We start from the raw sequence: 20,830 nt of genomic DNA on the forward strand, positions 1-20,830 counted from the left end.
CGCCAGAATGGGCCGATGGACGACGAGGAACTGCTCGCCCGGCGGATGCACGCGCAGTTCGGCCGGCCCGACCCGGCGACGGCGGAGGTCGCGCGGACCTCCGGCGGCGTCCAGGCGCAGGACGGCCCGGCGGCCCGGCTGGCCCTGCGGGCCCGCGGGGTCGCCGACCCGGCCGGGCCCGCGCGGGCCGCCGCCGCCGGAGACGTGGTCACCCTCGCGCTGATGCGCGGCACCCTGCACCTGGTGCCGGCCGCGGACGCCCGCTGGCTGCTCGGCCTCTTCGCCACGCGCAACCTCGCGGCCGGCGCCCGCCGCCGCCGCGAGCTCGGCCTGACCGACGAGGTCTGCGCCCGCGCCCTCGACCTCCTCCCCGGCCTGCTGGACGTGCCCCGCAGCCGGGCCGCGCTGATCGGCCTGCTGAACGCCCGGGGCCTCGGCGTCGACCCGAAGGGCCAGGCGCCCGCCCACCTGATCGGCTACGCCTCCGCGCACGGGGTGCTCTGCCGGGGTGCGGACCTCGGCGCCCGCGAGCCCGGGTACGTGCCGCTGCCCGCCGGCGGCCCGGCCCCGGCGGATCCGGCCGCCGAGCTGGCCGGGCGTTACCTCGCGGCCTTCGGGCCGGCCGGGCCGGGCGACTTCGCCGCCTGGGCGGGCCTGCCGGTGTCCGAGGCGCGCCGCGCGGTGGAGGCGGCCGCCCCGGAGGAGGCCTCGCCGGGGCTGTTCGCCGCGGCCGGTTCCCCGGAGCCGCCGGCGGGCGGTCCGGCGGTGCGCCTGCTCGGCGCGTACGACGGCTACCTGCTGGGTTACCGGAGCCGGGAGGTGATGCTGGCGGAGCCGTACGCGCGGCGCATCAACGCCGGGGGCGGGGTGATCCGCCCGGCGGTCGTGGCGGACGGCCGGATCGTCGGCACGTGGCGGCGGGAGGGCGCGGAGCCGGTGGTGGAGCCGTTCGGTCCGCTGCCCCGCGGGGTGCGGGCCGCGCTGGCGGACGAGGTCGCGGCGGTGGCGGCGTACCTGCAGGGGCGGCGGCCGGCCCTCCGATCTGCCGGAACACGGCAAAGGGGTGATAATCGCGCATAAAGGTTGGATAAGGGATTTTACGGGTACGGGCTCTTCGGCTACCCGTATCCCCGACTAGGAGGTGGTCCTGGTGTCGACCCAGCTTCCGACGGGTATGGAACACCACCCCGACATTCTCGAACTGCGCGAACACTACGAGCGCGTCACCTCGACGCCGCTCATGCAGGGCATCGAGGCGCTGGCCGTCTGCTGCGGCCTGTTCCTGGCGATCTCGCCGTGGGTGGTCGGCTTCGCGGCCTTCCCCGCGGCGGGCGGATTCGCCGGGGTCACCCTCAGCAACCTGATCCTGGGCCTGGCGTTCGCCATGCTGATGGGCGGCTACGGCTCCGGCTTCGAGCGCACCCACGCCCGTGCCTACGCGGGTGCGGCCATCGGTGTCTGGACGATGCTCGCCCCGTGGTGGACGACCGGCGACCAGGCCGTCACCCGGACCATCTGGACCAACCTGATCACGGGCGGCCTGATGACCTGCCTGTGCCTCGGTGCGATCGGCCTGACCCTCACCGGCGCATCGGCGATGAGGGGCGGGAGGCGCGGATGACGGAAGCCGCCACGGACGGCAGCAGACCAGGGTGCGGCCCCGCGGGGCCGCACCCTTCCGCGTGGCGGCGGCCTCAGGGCCGGGTCATCCGCAGCACGTCCAGCGCCTCGTCGAGCTGCCGCTCCGTCAGCAGGCCCCGCTCGACGTAGCCGCGCTCCAGGACCACCTGGCGGATCGTCTTCCGCTCCGCCAGCGACTGCTTCGCGACCTTCGCCGCCTCCTCGTAGCCGATCCAGCGGTTGAGCGGCGTGACCACGGACGGCGAGGACTCGGCGTACTCGCGGGCCCGTTCGGCGTTGGCCGTCACGCCGTCGACCGTCCGGTCGGCCAGCAGCCGGGCGCTGGTGGCCAGCAGCCGCACCGACTCCAGGACGTTCCGGGCGATCACCGGCAGCATGACGTTCAGCTCGAAGTTGCCGCTCGCGCCGGCCACGGTCACCGTGGTGTCGTTGCCGACGACCTGCGCGGCGACCATCAGCACGACCTCCGGCAGCACCGGGTTGACCTTGCCGGGCATGATCGACGAACCGGGCTGCAGGTCGGGCAGGTTGATCTCGCCGAGGCCGGTGCGCGGCCCCGAACCCATCCAGCGCAGGTCGTTCGCGATCTTGGTGAAGCCCACCGCGATCGTCTTCAGCTGCCCGCTCAGCTCGACCAGTCCGTCGCGGGCGCCCTGCGCCTCGAAGTGGTCGCGGGCCTCCGTCAGGGGCAGACCGGTGGCCCGGGCGAGTGCGGCGACCACCGCCGCCGGGAAGCCCGGCGGGGTGTTGATCCCGGTGCCCACCGCCGTACCGCCGAGCGGGAGTTCGGCCACCCGGGGGAGTGCCGCCCGCAGCCGCTCCACGCCGTACCGGACCTGCGCCGCGTAGCCGCCGAACTCCTGGCCGAGGGTGACCGGCGTGGCGTCCATCAGGTGCGTACGGCCGGACTTGACGACCTCGGCGAACTCCGCGGCCTTCCGCTCCAGCGCCGCCGCGAGGTGCTCCAGCGCCGGCACCAGCTCGCCGGTCACCGCCGCCGTCGCCGCGATGTGGATGGACGACGGGAACACGTCGTTGGACGACTGGCTCGCGTTGACATGGTCGTTCGGGTGCACCGGACGGCCGAGCCGCTCGGTGGCGAGGGTGGCGATGACCTCGTTGGCGTTCATGTTGGACGAGGTGCCGGAGCCGGTCTGGAAGACGTCCACCGGGAACTGGTCGTCCCAGCGGCCCGCCGCCACCTCCTCCGCCGCCAGCCGGATCGCCTCCGCGGTGTCGGCCTCCAGCACGCCGAGCTCCGCGTTGACCTGCGCGGCGGCCGCCTTGATCCGGGCGAGCGCGGCGATGTGGGCACGCTCCAGCGGCCGGCCGGACACCGGGAAGTTCTCCACCGCCCGCTGCGTCTGCGCCTGCCACCTGGCCGCCGCCGGCACCCGGACCTCGCCCATCGAGTCGTGCTCGACCCGGAACTCTTCCTCGTCACCCATGGGGCCACCTCCTGGACAGCACAGCCGCGCCGGGGGCCGCGGTATTTCCGCGCCCTGCCCGGCCTCTCCCCGATCCTGCCCGGCCTCCCCGGTCCTGCTGCGCCCCGCCGCGTTCCGCCCCGCCGCGTTCCGCCCCGCCGTGTTCCGCGCCCGCCCGGCCGCGGTTCAGCCGAGCCGCGCCGTGCTCCGGACGGACGCGGCGGTGAGGCCCGGCTGGACGAGCACCGGGTCGTCGGCCCGCGCGCCGGCCAGGACCGCCGGGTCGAGCGTGACGGTCAGCAGGCCGGGTGCGTCCTCGGCGGCCTCCGCCAGCAGGTACCCGTCCGGGCCCCACACCGCACTGCCGCCGCACCCGGTGTACGGGCCGGCGGCCCCGACGTGGTTGGCGAGCAGCACGTAGAGGGTGTTGTCGAGGGCGCGGGCGGGGAACACCGTCCGCCGCTGGTGGGCGCCCGGGCCGGTGCCGAAGAGCGCGCCGACCAGGTAGGCGTGCGCGCCGTCGAGGGCCGCGGCGCGGGCGTGCTCGGGGAAGCCGCTGTCCCAGCAGACGCCGAGGCCCAGCCGCCAGCCGTCCAGCTCGACGGTGCTGCCGCCCGCGCCGCGGGAGAACCCGGCGGCCCGTTCGTTCGGCGTGGCGAACTCCTTGCGGTAGACCGCGGCGAGCCGGCCGGTGCCGTCCAGCACGAGTGCGGCGATGTGCAGCGCGCCGGTGCCGGCGTCGCGGACGGGGGCGCCGACCACCACCGCCGTGCCCGTCTCCGCGCAGGCCGCGGCCAGCGGGGCGAGCCGGGGGTCGCCGGGGGCGACGGTGAGGGTGTCCGGGTCGGCGGCGATCGCGGCCGGCTCGTAGCCGGTGAGGAACAGCTCGGACAGCAGGAGCAGCCGGGCTCCTTCGGCCGCGGCCCGGCGCACCAGCGCGGCGGCGGTCGCGGTGTTCGCGGCGACGTCCAGCGGGACGACCGGGGTCTGGGCGACGGCGATGCGCAGCGGCGACGCGGGAAGCCCGTGTACAGGAGTGCTCACGGGGGCCAATCCTTACATGTGCCGCGCGGCGGCTCAAGGCCCGGCCCCGGCGGTGCACCGCCCGCGTGGCGCGGGCCCGGCCTCCCGGCCGCGATGCACCATGGCGCCATGACGGACCGACCCGACCCGGCCGCGTGCTACGCGGAGATCGCCGAGGACCTGCTGCCGCACGGCGCCGCCCCGGCGCGGCTGTACGGCATGCCCTGCCTCCGGGACGCCCTCGGCGAGGCCTTCGCCGGCCTGTACGGCGGCGAGCTCGTCTGCCGGCTCGGGCGCGGCAGCCCCGCCCTCGCCGAGGCCCTGCGGGTGCCCGGGGCCCACCTCTTCGACCCCGCGGGCGGCCGCCCGATGGAGGACTGGGTCTGCATCCCGCCGGTCGCCGCCGCGCACTGGGCGAACTTCGCCGAGGCGGCGCTCCGCACCCCGCGGCCGGAAGCCCCGCGGCCGGAAGCTCCGCGGCCGGAAGCCGCGCGGCCCGGCCCGCGCACGCCTACCGGCGGGTAGCCCCGGTGCGCGATACTCGTCGCCGCGGCCCGCCGCAGCCGCCGCACGCCGTTCGCGCCGCCCGCGCCGCCCCGCCCGGAGGAGAGTCCGCAGCATGGCCACCACCCCCCGCCTCGACCCCGCAGACCTGCTCGCCGTCGGCGACCTCCTCACCGACGAGGAGCGCCTCGTCCGCGACACCGTGCGGAAGTTCACCGACGACCGGATCCGCCCGCACATCGCCGACTGGTTCGAGCAGGGCGTCTTCCCCGTCCACGAACTCGCCCCCGAGCTCGGCCGGCTCGGCGTCCTCGGCATGCACCTCGACGGCTACGGCTGCACCGGCTCCACCGCCGTCGAGTACGGCGTCGCCTGCATGGAGCTGGAGGCCGCCGACTCCGGCCTGCGCAGCTTCGTCTCCGTGCAGGGCTCGCTCGCCATGCGCTCGATCCACGCCTTCGGCTCCGAGGAGCAGAAGCAGCAGTGGCTGCCCGAACTCGCCGCCGGCCGGGCGATCGGCTGCTTCGGCCTCACCGAGCCCGACTTCGGCTCCGACCCGGCCAACATGCGCACCCGGGCCCGCCGCCGCGGCGACGACTGGGTGCTCGACGGCTCCAAGATGTGGATCACCAACGGCTCGGTCGCCGACGTCGCCGTCGTCTGGGCGCGGACCGACGACGGCGTCCGCGGCTTCCTCGTGCCCCGCGGCACCCCCGGTTTCACCGCCACCGACATCCACGGCAAGCTCTCGCTGCGGGCGTCCGTCACCAGCGAACTCGCCCTCGACGGCGTCGTGCTCCCCGCCGACGCCGTCCTCCCCGGCGCCCGCGGCCTGCGCGCCCCGCTCTCCTCCCTCGGCGAGGCCCGGTACGGCATCCTGTGGGGCACCGTCGGCGCCGCCCGCGACTGCTACACCGCCGCCCTCGACTACGCCAAGAGCCGCATCCAGTTCGACCGGCCCATCGCCGCCTTCCAGCTGACGCAGGAGAAGCTCGTCGAGATGGTCCTGGAGCTGGAGAAGGCGTACCTCGTGGCCCTCCGGATCGGCCGGCTCAAGGACGAGGGCCGCAGCCTGCCCGCGCACATCAGCTTCGGCAAGCTCAACAACGTCCGCACCGCCCTGGAGATCGCCCGCTCGGCCCGCACCGTGCTCGGCGCCAACGGCATCACCACCGCGTACCCGGTGCTGCGGCACGCCAACAACCTGGAGTCGGTCCTCACCTACGAGGGCACGAGCGAGATCCACACGCTCGTCCTCGGCGAGGCCGTGACCGGCGAGTCCGCGTACCGCTGACGCACCCGCCGACGTACCGCTGACGCGCCCGCCGACGCGCCGCCGGGGCCGCCGCGGCCCGGCGAAAACGGTTCGCGGCGGCCCGCACCGGTCCGTACGGTGGGGCGCCATGGAGACCACCACGCTCTGGCGCCCCACCGGTCCGGCCGAGCTCGCGCTCGTCGAGGCCGCCGGCCGGCGCGCCTGGCCGCCGCGGCTGCCCGAGCAGCCGATCTTCTACCCGGTGCTCAACGAGGACTACGCCGTCCGGATCGCCCGGGACTGGAACGTGCCCGCCTCCGGCGCCGGATTCGTCACGCGCTTCGAGGTGGAGAGCGCCTACCTCGCCCGCTTCCCCGTCCGGCAGGCCGGCGGCGAGACCATCCTGGAGCTGTGGATCCCCGCCGAGGAGCTGGAGGAGTTCAACCGGCACATCGTCGGCACCATCGACGTCGTCCGGGAGTTCCGCGCCGAGCCCGTCCCGGACGCCGCGGGTTAGGGTACGAATCCCGACCACCCGAGGAGCTCCATGGCAGGCCCGACCGTAGACGCCGGGGGCGGCCGCTCCCTCTCGGCGCCCGCCGCGACGGCGGGCGCCGGGAAGCCGGGCCGGGCCACCGTCGCCGTGCTCGGCAGCCTCGTCGCCCTCGGGCCGCTCACCACCGACCTCTACCTGCCGGCCCTTCCCGCGCTCACCGACGACCTGGGCTCGACCGCGCCCGCCGTCCAGCTCACGCTGACCGGTTCCCTCCTGGGCATGGCCGCCGGGCAGCTGCTCTTCGGCCCGATGAGCGACCGCCTGGGCCGCCGCCGGCCGCTGCTGGCCGGCATGGGCCTCTACACGCTCGCCACCGTCGTCTGCGCGCTGGCCCCGAGCGTGCCGGTGCTGATCGCGGCCCGGTTCGTGCAGGGCGCGGCGGGTGCGGCCGGACTCGTCATCTCCCGCGCGGTCGCCCGCGACCGGTACGAGGGCGTCGCCATGATCCGCTTCATGGCCTCGCTGGCGATGATCTCCGGCCTCGCCCCGATCGTCGCCCCCGTGCTGGGCGCGCAGCTGCTCCACGTCACCTCCTGGCGGGGGAGCTTCGCCGTGCTCGCGGCCTTCGGCGTGCTGCTGACCGTGGTGGCCGCCCTCTGGCTGCGCGAGTCGCTGCCGCCCGAACGGCGCCACGGCGGCGGCCTGTCGACCACCGTCCGGGCGATCGGCGGGCTGCTGCGCAACCGCCGGTTCGTCGGGTTCACCGCCACGACGACGTTCTCCTTCGGCGCCCTGTTCGGGTACGTCGCCGGGTCCTCCACGGTGCTGCAGGAGGTCTACCACGTCTCGCCGCAGGCCTACAGCCTGCTCTTCGCCGTCAACTCCGTGGCCCTGATGGCCACCACCCAGCTCAACGGCCGGGTGCTCGTCACCCGGCTGCGGCCGGCGACGCTGATGCTCACCGGGCTGGGCGGGGCCGTCCTCGCCGGGCTCGTGCTGACCCTGGCCACCGGGGTGTGGGACGCCGGACTGGTCGCCGTCTGTCCGGCGATGTGCCTGCTGATGGCCTCGATGGGCATCGTCGGCCCCAACTCCTCGGCGCAGGCACTCACCCTCGCCCCGCACGCGGCCGGCTCGGCCTCCGCCCTCCTCGGCCTGTCCAGCTTCCTGTGCGGCGCCGTCGTCGCGCCGCTGAGCAGTGCGGCCGGCCACCCCTCCGCCCTCGCGCTCGGCCTGGTGGTGCTCGTCTCGGCGCTGCTGTCGCTGACGGCCTTCCTGGTGCTGTGCCGGCCCTGGCGGCCCGCCGCCACCGTGCCCGCGGCGGGCTGAGCCCCGGCGGCGTCGCGGACGCGAGGGGGCCCGCCCGGAGTGCCGGGCGGGCCCCCTCGGACCGTGGGGTGCGGGTCAGGCGATGGAGAAGTCGTCGCCGTGGACGCCGCCCTGGCCGAACCAGCCGTGCAGGTAGACGGAGACGGTGCCGTTGGCGCCGGTGGTGAAGGGCACGGTGAGCTTGGTCCAGCCGGTCGAGGACGTCCAGGTGGAGGCGGTGGCGCCGCCGCTCACGCCGGCGAAGGCGTAGCTGCCCTGCACCCACGCGGTCAGCGTGTAGGCGTGGTTGGGGGCCAGTGCCACGCTCTGGGCGCACTCGCCGGTCTGGCCGGAGGTCGCCGCGGCGAGCAGGGCGTGGCCGCCCGTACGGGCCGGGGCGGTGACCACGCCGCCGCCGCTCTGGCACGTCCAGGGGGCGAGCGAGCCGCCCTCCAGGCCGCCGTTGACGACGGCTCCGGTGCCGCCGCCCCCGGTGCCCTGCACGGTCAGCGTGTAGGTGGTGCTGTGGCTGCCGGTGGCCGCGGTGCCGGTGACCGTGAGCGGGTAGCTGCCGGGTGCGGCGGCCGCGGTGGTGGCAACGGTCAGGGTGGTGGACGCGCCTGCGGTCACCGAGGACGCGCCGAGGGTGGCGGTGACCCCGGCCGGGGCGCCGGTCACCGCGAGGCCGACCGTCTGGGCCGAGCCCGCGGTGACGGCGGTGTTCACGGTGGCGGTGGTGCCGGCACCGGCGGTCACGCTGCCCGCGGCTGGGCTGAGCGCGACCGAGAAGTCGTTGGTGACGGGCCCGCTGCCGGAGGTGAAGGGCGCGAAGACGTGGCTGAAGTCCCAGGTGTTCTGGGCGATGCCGGAGCAGCCGTCGGCGGCGGCGCCGCCCGCGCAGCTGCCGTTGTCGCGCTGGAGCGCCCAGAACGACAGCTCGTTGATGCCCTTGGAGACGGCCCAGTTGTAGACGGTCGTGGCGTTGGCCAGGGTGAAGGTCTCGGCCGGGCCGAAGTCGTCGACGCCGATCATCTCGGTGATGCCGATCGAGGCCCACAGCTGCGCGGCGGTCCTGGTGGGGTAGAGCTTGGCGAGCTGGTCGTACAGGCCGGTGGCGGCGGTCTGGGTGTCGGTCGCCATGTTGTGCGCGGCGTTGTCGTAGTAGTCGAACGTCATGAGGTTGACGACGTCGATCCGGGCGTTGTTCTGCACGGCGTTCTTCAGCACGGCGAGGCCGCTCGCGGCGAGCCCGCCCGTCGTCGTCGGCAGGGTGTAGGAGAACTGGACGGAACGGCCGTTGGCGGCGGCCCAGTCCTGGGTCAGCTTGATCGCCTTGTTTCGGCGGTCGATGCCCGCGGTGTTGTCGAGCGAGTCGACCTCGATGTCGAGGTCGATCCGGCTGATCTCGTAGGTGGTGATCAGGTGCTCGTAGGCGGCGGCGATCTGGTTGACGTCGGTGCAGCTGTCGGCCAGTTCGGTGCCGGTGGTGTCGGCGGCGTAGCCGCCGAGCGACGGGATGACGTCGCCGCCGGCGGCGCGGATCGCCGCGATGTCGCTGCCGAAGGTGGACGCGGCGATCGGCATGCCGGTGTCGCCGTTCCAGTACGGGGTGCAGGAGCCCGCGACGGCGGTCTGGATGAACGCCATCGTCAGGTGCTTGGCGCCCGACTGCCGGGCCAGCGCGGCCGGGCTCTCGCCCGTCCAGGCCTCGAAGTAGGGGGCGAAGACGTGCTGGGGCAGCGGGGTCGCGGCCTGGGCCGCGCCGCCGCCGGTGACGGCGATCCCGGCGGCGGCGAGCAGGGTGGCGCAGCTGGTGAGGACGGCCTTGAGCGGCCGGTGCAGACGCATGGGTACTCCACGGGGACGGTGGGTGCGGTGGGTGGTGCGGCGGTGCAGGGAAGGCACGGCCGGCCGGCGGTCACACCCCCACGATGCGGTCCCGGTCGGAGGAACGGGCACCATCTTTGGTCTGGACCAGTCGTCTGTCAAGAGTCCTAACTGTTCGTCAGCGGCCCATCCGGCCGGGAGCGGTGGCGGTGCCGCCGGCCGTGCGGCGCGGTACGGACGGCCCGCCGGAACGCGCGGCGGCCCCGCCACCGCGGTGGTCGCGGGGCGGGGCCGGTGCTGCGCGGGGCCGGGTGGCGCTCGCGGGGTGGTGCGGGGTGGTGCGGTGGGGTCAGCTCAGGCCGTTGGTCTTCAGCCAGTCCGCGGCGACGGCGGACGGGTCCTCCTTGTCGACCGCGACGCGCTTCATCAGTGCCGTCAGTCCGGCGGTGTCGAGCTTGGCGGAGACGGCGTTGAGGGCGGCCGTGGCGGTGGCGTCGACCCCGGCCTTGTTGACCAGCGGGACGATGTTCTGCACGCTGAAGATGTTCTTCGGGTCGTCCAGCGCGACCAGCTTGAGCTGCACGAGCCGCGGGTCGGTGGTGAAGACGTTGCCGACCTGCACGGCGCCGTCCTTGAGGGCGTTCGCGGTGGTCTCGCCGGTGGGCTTCCACTCCTTGAAGGTCAGCCCGTAGACGTCCTTGAACTGCGCCTCGCGGCGCGACTTGAACTCCGGCGGGCCGCCGATGACGAGGTCGGCGGCCTTGCCGTTCAGGTCGGCGATCGACTTCAGGCCGAGCTTGGCGGCGTTCTCCTGGGTGACCGTCAGCGAGTCCTTGTCCTCGGCGGCGGCCGGGTCGAGGATGGTCAGCCCGGCCGGCAGCTTCTGCAGCAGGGCGGCGTCGACCGCCTGGGTGCCGGCCGCGGTGGTCTTGGGGTCGAGGTAGCCGAGCAGGGCGCCGTTGTACTCGGGGAGCACCGTCAGGTTGCCGCTCTGCAGCTGGCCGTAGAGCACCTCGCGGCTGCCGATGTTGAACTTCTCCTGGACGCTGACGCCCTTGGCCTTCAGCGCCTGCGAGTAGATCGAGGCGAGCAGGACGTTCTCCGGGAAGTTCGCGGAGCCGACCACGACGGTCTTCCCGCTGCCGCCGCCGGAGGCAGGCCCGGGGCCGGAGGCGGACGTCGTCGGGGCGGCGAGCGGGTCGCCGCCGCCGGAGGAGGAGCACGCGGCCGCACCGAGCAGGAGGGCTGCGGCGGCGAGGACACGGACCGGACGGGTGGTCATGTGGATTCCTTGGGTGTGCGAGAGGACCGACGTGCGCGGGCGCCCGGCGGGAGCGAGAGGCGGATCAGGAGGGCGAACAGCAGTTGGGTGGCGACCGCGAGCAGCACCACGAGCAGCGCCCCGCCGGCGGTGGCCGGGTAGTCGCGGGTGGCGAGCCCGTCGATGACGTACCGCCCGAGGCCGCCGAGGCCGACGTACGAGGCGACGGTGGCGGTCGCGATCGTCTGGACGGTCGCGGTGCGCAGCCCGGCCAGCAGGGTCGGCAGGGCGGCCGGCAGGCAGACCTGGCGCAGCACCTGGGGGTGGGTCAGGCCGATGCCGAGCGCCGCGTCGCGGACCTCGGGGTCGGTGCCGCGGACCCCTTCGGCGGCGGCCACCAGGAGGGGCGGTGCGGAGAGGGCGACCAGCGGGACGAGGACGGCGGTGTCGCCGACGCCGACGAGCAGCACGGCCAGGGTGACGAGGCCGAGCGTGGGCAGCGCCCGGGCGACGCCGGTCAGCGCGGTGACCACGACGGTGCCGCGGCCGGTGTAGCCGATGAGCAGGCCGAGCGGCACGGCCAGCACCACGGCCCAGAGGAGCGCCACGCCGCAGAGGGCCAGGTGCTCGGCGATCCGGTGGCCGACGGCGTCCGGCCCGGACTGCCGGGCCGGTGCGAAGAAGAAGGTGTGCAGCCAGCCGGTCCAGTTCACCGGGTGCCTCCCGAGGCCCAGGGTGCGAGCAGGCGGCGGGCCAGCACCAGCAGCAGGTCGGTGGCGAGGGCGAGCAGCGCGACGAGGGCGATGCCGGCCACGATCGGGGTGGGGAAGGTGCGCTGGAACCCGTCGATGAAGAGGTAGCCGAGGCCGCCCCGGCCGACCAGCGCGCCCACCGCGGCGAGCGAGATGGACGAGACCGCGGCGACCCGCACCCCGGCCACCAGGAACGGCACGGCCGCGGGCAGTTCCACGGCCGTCAGCCGGTGCCACGGCCCGTAGCCCATGGCGGTGGCGGCCTGCCGGACGGCGTCCGGGGTGGCGCGCAGCCCGTCGACGGTGGTCGGCAGCAGCACGGCCAGCGCGTAGAAGGTGAGCGGCACCATGACGGTCGCCCGGGTCGCGAGCCCGGTGTACGGGATCAGGACCACGAAGACGGCGAGCGAGGGCAGCGCGTACACGACGTTGAAGACGGCGGCGAGCGGCTGGTAGAGGCGCGGCCAGCGCGCGCAGGCGAGGCCGAGCGGCACCGCGGCCACCAGCGCGATCAGCACCGGCACGAGGGAGATGACGGCGTGGTCGAGGGTCAGGTCGCGCAGGTACGCGAGGTGGTCGCCGATCCAGTGCCAGCGGACGATCGGCTCACCGTCCACCGTCGTCCTCCCCGCCGGTGCCGCCGGTGCCGCCGGTGCCGCCGGTGTCCGGGGTCTGCGTCCCGGGCCCGAGGGCGGCGAGGACGGCCGCGCGGGTGGCCAGGCCGGTGGCCCGGCCGTCGGCGCCGACGGCGACCGCGGCGCCGCTGGGGGACAGCACGGCGGCGTCCAGCGCCGCCCGCAGCGAGTCGGCGGCCGGGGCGAAGCGCGGGGCGGGCCGGCGGTCGCCGTCCTGCTCCCAGGCGTCGGGCCGGCCGTCGGCGTCCAGCAGGAGCCGCCAGCCGCCGAGCACGGTGCCGGCCGGCAGCAGCCCGACCGCCGAGGCGGGGCGCAGGCCGAGGCCGCGCAGCCCGCGGTCGCGGCCGAGGAAGGCGGCGACGCCGTCGTCCGCCGGGGCGGTGAGCAGGGTGTGCGGGTCGGCCAGCTGGGCGATCCGGCCGTGGTCGCGGAGCACCACCACGTGGTCGCCGAGCCGCACGGCCTCCTCGATGTCGTGGGTCACGAACAGCACGGTCTTGTGCAGCTCGGACTGCAGGCGCAGCAGCTCCTCCTGGAGCCCGGTGCGCACCAGCGGGTCGACCGCGCTGAACGGCTCGTCCATCAGCAGGACGGGCGGGTCGGCGGCCAGGGCGCGGGCCACGCCGACGCGCTGCTGCTGCCCGCCGGAGAGCTGGTACGGGTAGCGGCGGGCGGTCTCCGGGGCCAGCCCGACGAGTTCGAGCAGTTCGGCGGCGCGGGCCCGGGCCTGCTTGCGGTCGTGGCCGAGGAGGTACGGCACGGTCGCGACGTTGTCGATCACCCGCCGGTGCGGGAAGAGGCCGGCCTGCTGGATGACGTACCCGATGCCGCGGCGCAGCCCGGCGGGCTTCAGCCCGGCGACGTCCGCGCCGTCGAGGAGCACCCGGCCGCCGGTCGGCTCCACCATCCGGTTGACCATGCGCAGGATCGTCGTCTTGCCGCAGCCGGACGGCCCGACCAGCACGGTTATTCGGCCGGCCGGGACGTCGAGGTCCAGGCCCTCGACGGCGACGGTGCCGTCCGGGTGGCGCTTGGCGGCGCCTTCGAAGGTGATCACAGGTGGTTCCCAGCGGCCTGACGTCGTATGAGAGGGACACGGATGTGGCGGAAGTGACGGACGAGCACCTGATCGGCTGCCCCGGCCGGGGTCACGCCAAACCCCCGCCGTCCGATCGGGCGGTGGGCAGACCGGCCGCCGCCCAGGCGACGAAGCCGCCGTCCAGGTCGGTCGCCCGGTGCAGGCCCAGCTCGCGCAGGCTCGCCGCCGCCAGGCTGGAGGCGTACCCCTCGGAGCACACCACGATCCAGGCGACCCCGTGGCCGGTGGCCTCCGGGATGCGGTGGCTGCCGGCCGGGTCGAGCCGCCACTCCAGCACGTTGCGCTCGACGATCAGCGCGCCGGGGATCTCCCCCTCCCGGGCGCGCTGCGCCGCCGGGCGGATGTCCACCAGCCGGGCGCCGGCCGCCACCGCGGCCTGCGCCTCCACCGGCCCGGGCCGGTGCACCCCGTCCCGCGAACGGGCCACCAGGTCGTCGATCGTCGTCACCACTGCTCCGGTCCTTCCTGTGCGGTGCGGACCAGTCCGCCGGCCCGCAGGTCGTAGCGCGACATCCCGCCGAGCGGCGGCGAGTACGCGTGGATCGTCACGGCCGGTGCGGCCGAGGTGTTGCGGACGTCGTGCAGGTAGTCCGGGCCGAACGCCCGGATGTCGCCCGACGCGACCCGTCGCACCGTCAGGCCGCCGTCCGGGCCGCCGAGCGACAGCTCCTCCAGCTCGCCGAGCGCCACCGTGAAGGCGCCGCGCGAGCCGCCGTGGTCGTGGAAGCCGGTCGACTGGCCGGGCAGCCAGCTGATCAGCCACACCTCGTGATCGTCCGTCAGGGAGATCCGCTCGTACCACCGGTCGTCACCGGCCAGCCTGACACGGTGGATCCACCGGTCGGGCTGCGCGGCGAGCTCCCGGACGACGGCGCGCAGCGCGTCCGGGGAGAGCGGGCGGGAGGTGTCGTCGGGGACGCCGGCCGCGGGTGCGGCGGTGGCGTCCGGTGCGGGTACGGCGAAGTCCAGGCTCATGACGGGATCCTCGGGGGTGCCGGAGGGCGGCGGGCGTGCGCACGTGCAGTGGCACGCCGACCGGGGAGGGGTGAGCTTCAGGAACGGACGGTCCGGGCCCCGGGGGACAGCACGGGGAGGAGGTGGACCGTCAGCAGGCACACATGTCGCTCGCCTGGCGTCGCAGATCGACGTGCAGGCGGCAGACCAGGGTGGTGCCGGGCTTCATGGGGCGATCGTTTCACGCGGGGGGCGGGGTGCGTCAAGCCGCGTCCGGCAGGTGGGAGGTGCCGTGCCCCGTTCGGCGGCGGCGCGGCACGGCCGGCGGGTGCGCGGAGACCGGGTGCGTGACCGGCGGGTGTGCGGCCGGCGGGTGTGCGGGAGGGGTGGTGCGCGGAGGGACGGGCGGCGCACGGCGCGGCGGCCCGCCCCGGTGGTGGGGCGGGCCGCCGGGGACGCCGGGTGTCAGTTGTTCTGCACGGCGTCCGCGTCGGCCGCGGCGGCGGCGCTCTCGGCGGCGTCGAGCTTCTGCTGCATCTGCGGGCCCTGCCCGTCGTCCTGCTGCACCTGCCCGGCCCGGTCGGGGCCGCCCGCCTGCGGGCCGCAGCCGGTGAGCAGCAGCACGGCCGCGGCGGCGAGCGCGGCGGCCGCGCCGGCCCGGCGGGTCACTTGGACGCCGCCGGGGAGGAGCCCTGCTTCGCGCACCAGTCGGCGACCGCCTTCAGGTCGTTCCGGCGGGCCTCCAGCGTGGGCAGCAGGCTCCTGCGGAAGGTCAGCCGGTTGTCGAGGTACGTGTACACCTCGGTGTGCCCGGCGGCCTTGGCCTCGGCCACCCGCTTCTCCAGCCGGGCCACCGATCCGGCCACCGTGGCGTCGCCGCCGAGCCGCTTCGTGGCCTTGGCGAGGCGTGCCTCCGTCACCGGCAGGCGCTTGCAGATCGCCTTCGAGCCGTCGCCGGTCGGCGTCTCCGCCGCCCCGGCGGGAGCTGCGGCGGCGAGCAGGGCGCCCGCCAGGACGATCGCGCAGACGGCGGCGGTCGTGCGGTTCTCGGACATCGCGGTCTCTCTTCCGGGTACGACGGGGATCGGACGCGGGGGAGCGTAGGAGGCCTTCTTGTGGAAACCCTGTGATCCGGTGCGGGGCCGGTCCGCGCGCACCGGCCGCCCGTGCGGCGCCACTCGTGGGGCCGTTCGCCCGGCTGACGTCCGGCTGGCGCCCGGGTGCCCACCGGCCGGGCGTCAGCCGCCCGCGAGCCAGTCGCGGCGGGCCGGCAGGACGAGCGTCGGGGCCTCCGGCCGCAGCAGCGGCAGCCGCACCTCGAAGCGGCAGCCGGTGCCGCCCGGGCCCCCCGCGACGGTCACCGTGCCGCGGTGCAGGGCCGCCTGCTGGGCGACCAGGGTCAGCCCGAGACCGGAGCCGGGGCTGTCCGGGCTCCGGTGGAAGCGCCGGAACACCGCGGCCCGTTCGGCCGGTGCGATGCCGGGGCCGTCGTCGTCGACGGTGAGCACGGCCGAACCGCTGCGCCCGGCCCGCAGGCGTACGGTCACGCGGGCCGGGGCGGGGCTTGTCCGGCCGTGCACGGCGGCGTTGCCGATCAGGTTGGCCAGCAGGATGCGCAGGCCGGCGTCCCAGCCGAACACCGTGACGCCGGGGGCCGTTCCCGTGTCGACGCGGGTCTCCGGGTGCCGTCGGGCGGCCTCGGCGGCGGCGGCCTCCACGAGGTCGCCCAGGTCGAGCGGGCCGAAGGCCGAGACCTCGACGAGGTCGCCGAGGGCGAGGGTGCGCAGGGCCGTCACCAGATCCTCCAACCGGCCGTGGTCCTCGGCGAGTTCGCCGACGATCTCGGTGCGTTCGGCGGCCGGGAGACCGGGGTGGGCGCCGAGCACGTCGAGGTTGGTGCGCATGGCGGTCAGCGGGGTGCGCAGCTCGTGCGCGGCCGCGGACGAGAACGACCGCGCGGTGTCCAGCGCCTGCGCGGTGCGGGCCGCCTGCTCGTCGTAGCGGGTGAGCAACAGGCCCAGGGCGGAGGCGAGTTCGTCGACCTCGGCGACGCCGCTCGGGTGATGCGCCAGCGCGGCGGCCCCGGCCCGCGGGTCGATGGCCGCCGCCCGCCGGCTGAGCCGCCGCAGCGAGGCCGTCGCCCGCCCCGCCAGCGCGAACGCGAGCAGCCCCGAGACCGGCGCGGCGAGCAGCGCCACCAGGACGACCCGCCGCCGCACCGCCCTGACCTGCGGGTCGACCGCGGTGGACGGCTCCACCAGCCAGAGCGTGCCCGGCGCCGCGCCGTCCACCGGCACGGCCAGCACCCGCCACGCCGTGCCGCCGTCCCGCACGGTGACCGGTCCGCCGGCCGCCGCCGGGAGCGCCACGGAGTCGGCGGGCTGCGGGCCCACCGCGAGCCGTACGGCGCCGTCCGCGCCCGCCAGCCGCACCCCGGAGTCGAGTGCGCCGTCGAGGACCTTCCGCTGCTGGTTCTGCTCGGCCCGGGGCCGGTTGCGGGCGTCGGCGGCCAGCAGGGTGCGGGCGCCGGGCAGCACGGCGGAGGCCCGCGACCGCAGCAGCGCGTCCTGCTGGGTCAGCAGGTCGCGGCGTACGAGACCGAGCAGCAGGAGCCCCGCCGCCAGCACCAGCAGCGGCACGAGCACGGTCACCGAGAGGGCGATCCGGGTGGAGAGCCTCACCGGGCACCGCCGTCCCCCGGCGCGCGGAGCACGAAGCCGACCCCGCGCACGGTGTGGATCAGCCGGGGCCGTCCGCCGGCCTCCAGCTTGCGGCGCAGGTAGCTGACGAAGGTGTCGACGGCGTCGCTGCGCACCTCGAAGTCGTAGCCCCAGACGCGGTCGAGCAGCTGGTCGCGGGTGAGCACCAGGCCGGTGTTCCGCACGAACTGCGTGAGCAGCTCGAACTCGCGTCTGGTCAGCTGGAGTTCGGTGTCGCCGTGATGGGCCTGCCGGGTGTCCGGGCGGACGGCCAGCGGTCCGGCGCGCAGCACCTCGCAGGTCGCGGGGGCCGGCCGGCGGCGGAGCAGCGCGTGGAGCCGCAGCACCAGTTCCTCCAGCGCGAACGGCTTCACCAGGTAGTCGTCGGCGCCCGCCTGCAGGCCGGCGACCCGGTCGGCGAGCTCGTCGAGCGCGGAGAGCATGAGCACCGGAGTGTCGTCGCCGCGGGCGCGCAGCGCCCGGCAGACCTCGGTGCCGCCCAGGCCGGGCATCGAGACGTCGAGCACGAGGACGTCGGGCGGCTCGGCGGCGGCGCTCCGCAGGGCGGCGGTGCCGTCCGCGGCGAGCCGGACGGCGAAGCCGCTCAGCCGCAGCCCGCGCTCCAGCGAACGCCGGATCGCCGCGTCGTCGTCCACCACCAGCACCTGTCCGGCGGGCACGTTCCCGCTGGTCATCGGCGCCTCCTCGGGTCCGGCCGCACGGCTGCCGGCCGTGCGGCCGGGGCGCCGACTCTCCCACACCGCCGGCCGGGCCAGGCCCCGGGGTCAGGGCTTGCGGGCCACCACGCCGTACATGCTGACCCGGTCGGCGCCCTCGGCGGGCTCGCCCTCGGGCCGCCAGAGCGGCACGGTCACCACGCCGGGCTCCAGGATCTCCAGGCCGTCGAGGAAGCCCTCGACCTCCGCCCGGCTGCGGCCGACCAGCGGGGCGGTGGCCTTGTCGTAGACGCCGGTGACGCGGTCTCGGATCTCGGCCGGGATGAAGTCGGCGGTGCCGTGCGACAGGATCAGGTGGCTGCCGGGCGCGAGCGCGTCGAGCAGCGTGCGCAGCACCCCGGCGGGGTCGTCCTCGTCGCGCAGGAAGTGCATCACCGCGGCGAGCACGAGCGCGACCGGCCGGTCGGGATCGAGCAGTTCCCCGACCTCGGGGGCGGCGAGGATGGCCGCCGGGTCGCGCAGGTCGGCCTGCAGGACGCTCGTACGGCCGTGCCCCATGCCGGCCATCAGGGCGCGGGCGTGGGTGAGGACGATCGGGTCGTTGTCGACGTAGACGACGCGCGCCGAGGGGGTGACGGTCTGCGCGGTCTCGTGGGTGTTGCCGGCGGTGGGTATGCCGGTGCCGATGTCGAGGAACTGGTCGATGCCCAGTGCGGCCACGTGCCGGACCGCGCGCTGCAGGAAGGCGCGGTTGGCGCGGGCGGTCGACCGGAACTCGGGGTTGGCGGCGAGCGCGCGTTCGGCGGCCTCGCGGTCGGCGGGGAAGTTGTCCTTGCCGCCGAGGTAGTAGTCGTACATCCGGGCCGGGTGCGGGATCTCGGGGCGGAGTGCGGCGGAGGGCTTGCCGCCCGGCTCCCAGCTGATGTCCTCGCCCACCGCAACCTCCAAAGATGATCTGACGATCCGACGGATGCCAGCCTAGGTGGTCGTGATCACCGCGCGTCGACGGGTGGCCGGATCGCGCCGTCAGGCGGAGCGGGAGGGGCCGGTTCCGGCCATCGGCGGCCGTGCGGGTGGTGTCCGGCGCGGGAACCGGGGCGCGCGGCGCGGGCGTCCACCAGGCGTGGCGGTTCGGACCGGGGCGCCGGAGGGCAAGGAGACGGACATGGGTTTCATCAGCTGGATCATCCTCGGCCTGCTCGCCGGGGCCATCGCCAAGTTCCTGCTGCCCGGGCGCGACCCGGGCGGCATCGTCGTCACCACCCTGATCGGCATCGCCGGTTCGTTCGTCGGCGGGTGGATCTCCTCGCGGGTGCTGGACAGGCCGGTGACCACGGAGTTCTTCGACCTGGCCACCTGGGTCTCGGCGATCGGCGGCGCACTGGTGCTGCTGATCGCGTACCGCATCGTCTTCGGCAACTCCCGCGACTGAACCGGCCGGTGGCGGCCCCGGTGTCGGGGCCGCCACCGGCGCCGTCGTGCCGTCACTCGCGGGAGCGCTCCCACCACGCTGTGCCGACCGGCGTCGAATTCTGTCGAAACTTCCTTGTGCACAAGGGATTACGGGAATCCTCCTGCCCGGCTACGATCGGCCCCGGCTGCGCGGGAGCGCTCCCACGGCACCCCCCATGATCGCTGACACCTCTCCCGCGCAGTGTTGCTCCCACCCAGCCCCTCTCCCACCCGAGAGCCCCGCGGAGGACCCCAGTGCGCACCCCCGACGGCATCCGTCGTGCCGCCCCGGCACCCGGCAGCCCCACCCCCCGTACCGCAGGCCGCGGCCGGGCCGCCGCCCTGGCCCTGGCGGCCGGCGCGGCCGCCACCGCCCTGCTCGTCGCCACCCAGACCGGCGCCGACGCGGCCGTCCAGGGCAGCCTGGCCGCGGACACGCAGTTCTACAAGGACCCGGCCTCCCAGGTCGTCAAGTGGGTCGCGGCCAACCCCAACGACTCCCGCACGCCGGTGATCTCCAAGCGGGTCGCCTCCCAGCCCCAGGGCATCTGGTTCTCGAACTACCGCCCCGACACCGTCACCTCCGACGTCCGCACCGTCACCTCCGCCGCCGCCGCGGCCGGCCAGGTGCCCGTGCTCGTCGTGTACGAGATCCCCAACCGCGACTGCGGCGGCGCCTCCGCGGGCGGCGCCCCCGACCTGGCCGCCTACGACGCCTGGGTCACGAAGTTCGCCGCCGGGCTCGGCAGCGGCCGCTCGATCGTCGTCCTGGAGCCCGACTCGATCGCCCTCACCACCTGCCTCAGCTCCTCCGAGCTGGCGAACCGCTACGCCTCGCTCTCCCGGGCCGGCGCCGCGATCCACGCCGCCAACCCCAACGCCAAGGTCTACTACGACGCCGGCCACTCCAGCTGGAACAGCGCCTCCGAGCAGGCCAACCGGCTGCGCAGCGCGGGCATCCTGACCAACGGCGACGGCTTCTACAGCAACGTCTCCAACTTCAACACCACGGCCAACGAGGTCAACTTCGCGAAGTCGGTGCTGTCGGCCCTCGGCAACCCGTCGAAGCTGCACGCCGTCATCGACACCAGCCGCAACGGCAACGGCCCGTCGGGCAGCCAGTGGTGCGACCCCTCCGGCCGCAAGATCGGCAACTACCCGACGGCCGCCACCAACGACGCCGCGATCGACGCGTTCCTCTGGATCAAGCCGCCGGGCGAGGCCGACGGCTGCGCGGCCTCGGCCGGCCAGTTCGTGCCGGACATCGCCTACCAGCTCGCCCTGAACGCCTCCGACCCGACCACCCCGACCAACCCGCCGACCTCGCAGCCGCCCACGTCGCAGCCCCCGACCTCCCAGCCGCCCACGTCGCAGCCGCCCACGTCCCAGCCCCCGACGTCGCAGCCGCCGACCTCGCAGCCCCCGACGGGCACGGCCGCCTGCTCGGTCGCCTACCGCGCCAACTCCTGGACGGGCGGCTTCACCGCCGACGTGACGGTCAAGAACACCGGCACCTCCGCGATCAGCGGCTGGACGCTGACCTGGACGTACCCCGGCGACCAGAAGGTCACCAGCGCCTGGAACGCCAAGGTCACGCAGTCCGGCGCCGCCGTCACCGCGACCGACCTCGGCTACAACGGCAGCCTCGCCCCCGGCGCCTCCACCGGCTTCGGCTTCCAGGGCACCTACGGCTCCAACAACACCACCCCGACCGCCTTCACCCTGAACGGCGCGGCCTGCACCGTCGCCTGACGCACCACGGCACCACGGCACGGCAGCACGGCAGCACGGCGGGCCTCCCCCCGGAGCACCTCTCCGGG

22 protein-coding genes are annotated in these 20,830 nt (G+C 75.4%); 8 read left to right on the forward strand and 14 right to left on the reverse strand.

Annotated elements, in window-relative coordinates; genetic code table 11:
• Nucleotides 1–15 precede the first annotated feature (15 nt).
• Complete coding sequence (locus tag SNE206_RS03460) at nt 16–1,080, forward strand: DNA glycosylase AlkZ-like family protein (protein WP_407911821.1); 1,065 nt, start codon at nt 16–18, stop codon at nt 1,078–1,080.
• Nucleotides 1,081–1,150: 70 nt separating this feature from the next.
• Nucleotides 1,151–1,621, forward strand: coding sequence for an SPW repeat protein (locus SNE206_RS03465; protein ID WP_407911822.1), 471 nt, complete (start codon nt 1,151–1,153; stop codon nt 1,619–1,621).
• A gap of 73 nt (nt 1,622–1,694) precedes the next feature.
• Here the strand turns inward: SNE206_RS03465 and SNE206_RS03470 are convergent, their stop codons facing one another.
• Complete coding sequence (locus tag SNE206_RS03470) at nt 1,695–3,089, reverse strand: class II fumarate hydratase (protein ID WP_407911823.1); 1,395 nt, start codon at nt 3,087–3,089, stop codon at nt 1,695–1,697.
• A 165-nt stretch (nt 3,090–3,254) separates the two neighbouring features.
• Entirely contained in the window at nt 3,255–4,112 is an 858-nt protein-coding gene (locus tag SNE206_RS03475; RefSeq protein WP_407911824.1) for a carbon-nitrogen hydrolase family protein, read from the reverse strand.
• A 108-nt stretch (nt 4,113–4,220) separates the two neighbouring features.
• Here SNE206_RS03475 and SNE206_RS03480 point away from each other — a divergent pair, with 108 nt between their 5' ends.
• The 4 genes from SNE206_RS03480 (at nt 4,221) to SNE206_RS03495 (ending at nt 7,675) form a co-directional block, all read left to right on the forward strand.
• Nucleotides 4,221–4,616, forward strand: coding sequence for a hypothetical protein (locus tag SNE206_RS03480; RefSeq protein WP_407911825.1), 396 nt, complete (start codon nt 4,221–4,223; stop codon nt 4,614–4,616).
• 94 nt (nt 4,617–4,710) lie between these two features.
• Nucleotides 4,711–5,889, forward strand: a complete 1,179-nt coding sequence (locus tag SNE206_RS03485) for an acyl-CoA dehydrogenase family protein (RefSeq protein WP_407911826.1) — start codon at nt 4,711–4,713, stop codon at nt 5,887–5,889.
• Between the two features lie 109 nt (nt 5,890–5,998).
• A complete protein-coding gene (locus SNE206_RS03490; RefSeq protein ID WP_407911827.1) occupies nt 5,999–6,367 on the forward strand; it encodes a hypothetical protein in 369 nt (122 codons plus the stop codon).
• Nucleotides 6,368–6,397: 30 nt separating this feature from the next.
• Nucleotides 6,398–7,675, forward strand: a complete 1,278-nt coding sequence (locus tag SNE206_RS03495) for a multidrug effflux MFS transporter (RefSeq protein WP_407911828.1) — start codon at nt 6,398–6,400, stop codon at nt 7,673–7,675.
• A gap of 75 nt (nt 7,676–7,750) precedes the next feature.
• Here the strand turns inward: SNE206_RS03495 and SNE206_RS03500 are convergent, their stop codons facing one another.
• The 12 genes from SNE206_RS03500 to SNE206_RS03555 all read right to left on the reverse strand — a co-directional run bounded on the left by SNE206_RS03500 (nt 7,751) and on the right by SNE206_RS03555 (nt 18,494).
• Nucleotides 7,751–9,502 (reverse strand): glycosyl hydrolase family 18 protein, encoded by a 1,752-nt coding sequence (locus SNE206_RS03500; protein ID WP_407911829.1) that lies wholly within the window; start codon nt 9,500–9,502, stop codon nt 7,751–7,753.
• Nucleotides 9,503–9,830: 328 nt separating this feature from the next.
• On the reverse strand, nt 9,831–10,763 hold the full coding sequence (locus tag SNE206_RS03505; protein WP_407911830.1) for an ABC transporter substrate-binding protein: 933 nt from the start codon (nt 10,761–10,763) through the stop codon (nt 9,831–9,833).
• Nucleotides 10,760–11,455: an ABC transporter permease gene (locus SNE206_RS03510; protein ID WP_407911831.1), complete on the reverse strand. Its 696-nt coding sequence runs from the start codon at nt 11,453–11,455 to the stop codon at nt 10,760–10,762. The genes SNE206_RS03505 and SNE206_RS03510 overlap by 4 nt, the downstream gene beginning before the upstream one ends.
• Nucleotides 11,452–12,111, reverse strand: a complete 660-nt coding sequence (locus SNE206_RS03515) for an ABC transporter permease (RefSeq protein ID WP_407911832.1) — start codon at nt 12,109–12,111, stop codon at nt 11,452–11,454. The genes SNE206_RS03510 and SNE206_RS03515 overlap by 4 nt, the downstream gene beginning before the upstream one ends.
• Nucleotides 12,101–13,186 carry an ABC transporter ATP-binding protein gene (locus tag SNE206_RS03520; protein WP_407911833.1) on the reverse strand — a complete coding sequence of 362 codons (1,086 nt, stop codon included), beginning with the start codon at nt 13,184–13,186 and terminating at the stop codon, nt 12,101–12,103. Before SNE206_RS03520 ends, SNE206_RS03515 begins: the two co-directional genes overlap by 11 nt.
• Before the next feature lie 91 nt (nt 13,187–13,277).
• Nucleotides 13,278–13,679, reverse strand: coding sequence for a rhodanese-like domain-containing protein (locus SNE206_RS03525; protein ID WP_407911834.1), 402 nt, complete (start codon nt 13,677–13,679; stop codon nt 13,278–13,280).
• Nucleotides 13,673–14,203 carry a cysteine dioxygenase gene (locus tag SNE206_RS03530; protein ID WP_407911835.1) on the reverse strand — a complete coding sequence of 177 codons (531 nt, stop codon included), beginning with the start codon at nt 14,201–14,203 and terminating at the stop codon, nt 13,673–13,675. The genes SNE206_RS03525 and SNE206_RS03530 overlap by 7 nt, the downstream gene beginning before the upstream one ends.
• Before the next feature lie 444 nt (nt 14,204–14,647).
• Entirely contained in the window at nt 14,648–14,851 is a 204-nt protein-coding gene (locus SNE206_RS03535) for a hypothetical protein (RefSeq protein ID WP_407911836.1), read from the reverse strand.
• On the reverse strand, nt 14,848–15,237 hold the full coding sequence (locus SNE206_RS03540) for a hypothetical protein (RefSeq protein ID WP_407911837.1): 390 nt from the start codon (nt 15,235–15,237) through the stop codon (nt 14,848–14,850). Before SNE206_RS03540 ends, SNE206_RS03535 begins: the two co-directional genes overlap by 4 nt.
• 183 nt (nt 15,238–15,420) lie before the next feature.
• Nucleotides 15,421–16,863, reverse strand: a complete 1,443-nt coding sequence (locus SNE206_RS03545; protein ID WP_407911838.1) for a sensor histidine kinase — start codon at nt 16,861–16,863, stop codon at nt 15,421–15,423.
• On the reverse strand, nt 16,860–17,576 hold the full coding sequence (locus SNE206_RS03550; RefSeq protein ID WP_407911839.1) for a response regulator transcription factor: 717 nt from the start codon (nt 17,574–17,576) through the stop codon (nt 16,860–16,862). The genes SNE206_RS03545 and SNE206_RS03550 overlap by 4 nt, the downstream gene beginning before the upstream one ends.
• A 90-nt stretch (nt 17,577–17,666) precedes the next feature.
• On the reverse strand, nt 17,667–18,494 hold the full coding sequence (locus SNE206_RS03555; protein WP_407911840.1) for an SAM-dependent methyltransferase: 828 nt from the start codon (nt 18,492–18,494) through the stop codon (nt 17,667–17,669).
• A 229-nt stretch (nt 18,495–18,723) separates the two neighbouring features.
• On the opposite strand from SNE206_RS03555, the gene SNE206_RS03560 reads away from it, so the two are divergent.
• A complete protein-coding gene (locus SNE206_RS03560) occupies nt 18,724–18,990 on the forward strand; it encodes a GlsB/YeaQ/YmgE family stress response membrane protein (protein ID WP_405010779.1) in 267 nt (88 codons plus the stop codon).
• Nucleotides 18,991–19,265: 275 nt separating this feature from the next.
• Nucleotides 19,266–20,762 carry a glycoside hydrolase family 6 protein gene (locus SNE206_RS03565; protein ID WP_407911841.1) on the forward strand — a complete coding sequence of 499 codons (1,497 nt, stop codon included), beginning with the start codon at nt 19,266–19,268 and terminating at the stop codon, nt 20,760–20,762.
• Nucleotides 20,763–20,830 lie beyond the last annotated feature (68 nt).

The sequence above is a fragment of the Kitasatospora sp. NE20-6 genome, from assembly GCF_045862635.1.

What these genes read in the sequence shown, in the direction of transcription:
- SNE206_RS03500 (WP_407911829.1), bottom strand. Translation starts at nt 9,502, where the DNA reads ATGCGTCTGCACCGGCCGCTCAAGGCCGTCCTCACCAGCTGCGCCACC.
- SNE206_RS03485 (WP_407911826.1), top strand. Translation starts at nt 4,711, where the DNA reads ATGGCCACCACCCCCCGCCTCGACCCCGCAGACCTGCTCGCCGTCGGC.
- SNE206_RS03550 (WP_407911839.1), bottom strand. Translation starts at nt 17,576, where the DNA reads ATGACCAGCGGGAACGTGCCCGCCGGACAGGTGCTGGTGGTGGACGAC.
- SNE206_RS03495 (WP_407911828.1), top strand. Translation starts at nt 6,398, where the DNA reads ATGGCAGGCCCGACCGTAGACGCCGGGGGCGGCCGCTCCCTCTCGGCG.
- SNE206_RS03480 (WP_407911825.1), top strand. Translation starts at nt 4,221, where the DNA reads ATGACGGACCGACCCGACCCGGCCGCGTGCTACGCGGAGATCGCCGAG.
- SNE206_RS03470 (WP_407911823.1), bottom strand. Translation starts at nt 3,089, where the DNA reads ATGGGTGACGAGGAAGAGTTCCGGGTCGAGCACGACTCGATGGGCGAG.
- SNE206_RS03490 (WP_407911827.1), top strand. Translation starts at nt 5,999, where the DNA reads ATGGAGACCACCACGCTCTGGCGCCCCACCGGTCCGGCCGAGCTCGCG.
- SNE206_RS03540 (WP_407911837.1), bottom strand. Translation starts at nt 15,237, where the DNA reads ATGTCCGAGAACCGCACGACCGCCGCCGTCTGCGCGATCGTCCTGGCG.
- SNE206_RS03530 (WP_407911835.1), bottom strand. Translation starts at nt 14,203, where the DNA reads ATGAGCCTGGACTTCGCCGTACCCGCACCGGACGCCACCGCCGCACCC.
- SNE206_RS03505 (WP_407911830.1), bottom strand. Translation starts at nt 10,763, where the DNA reads ATGACCACCCGTCCGGTCCGTGTCCTCGCCGCCGCAGCCCTCCTGCTC.
- SNE206_RS03560 (WP_405010779.1), top strand. Translation starts at nt 18,724, where the DNA reads ATGGGTTTCATCAGCTGGATCATCCTCGGCCTGCTCGCCGGGGCCATC.
- SNE206_RS03460 (WP_407911821.1), top strand. Translation starts at nt 16, where the DNA reads ATGGACGACGAGGAACTGCTCGCCCGGCGGATGCACGCGCAGTTCGGC.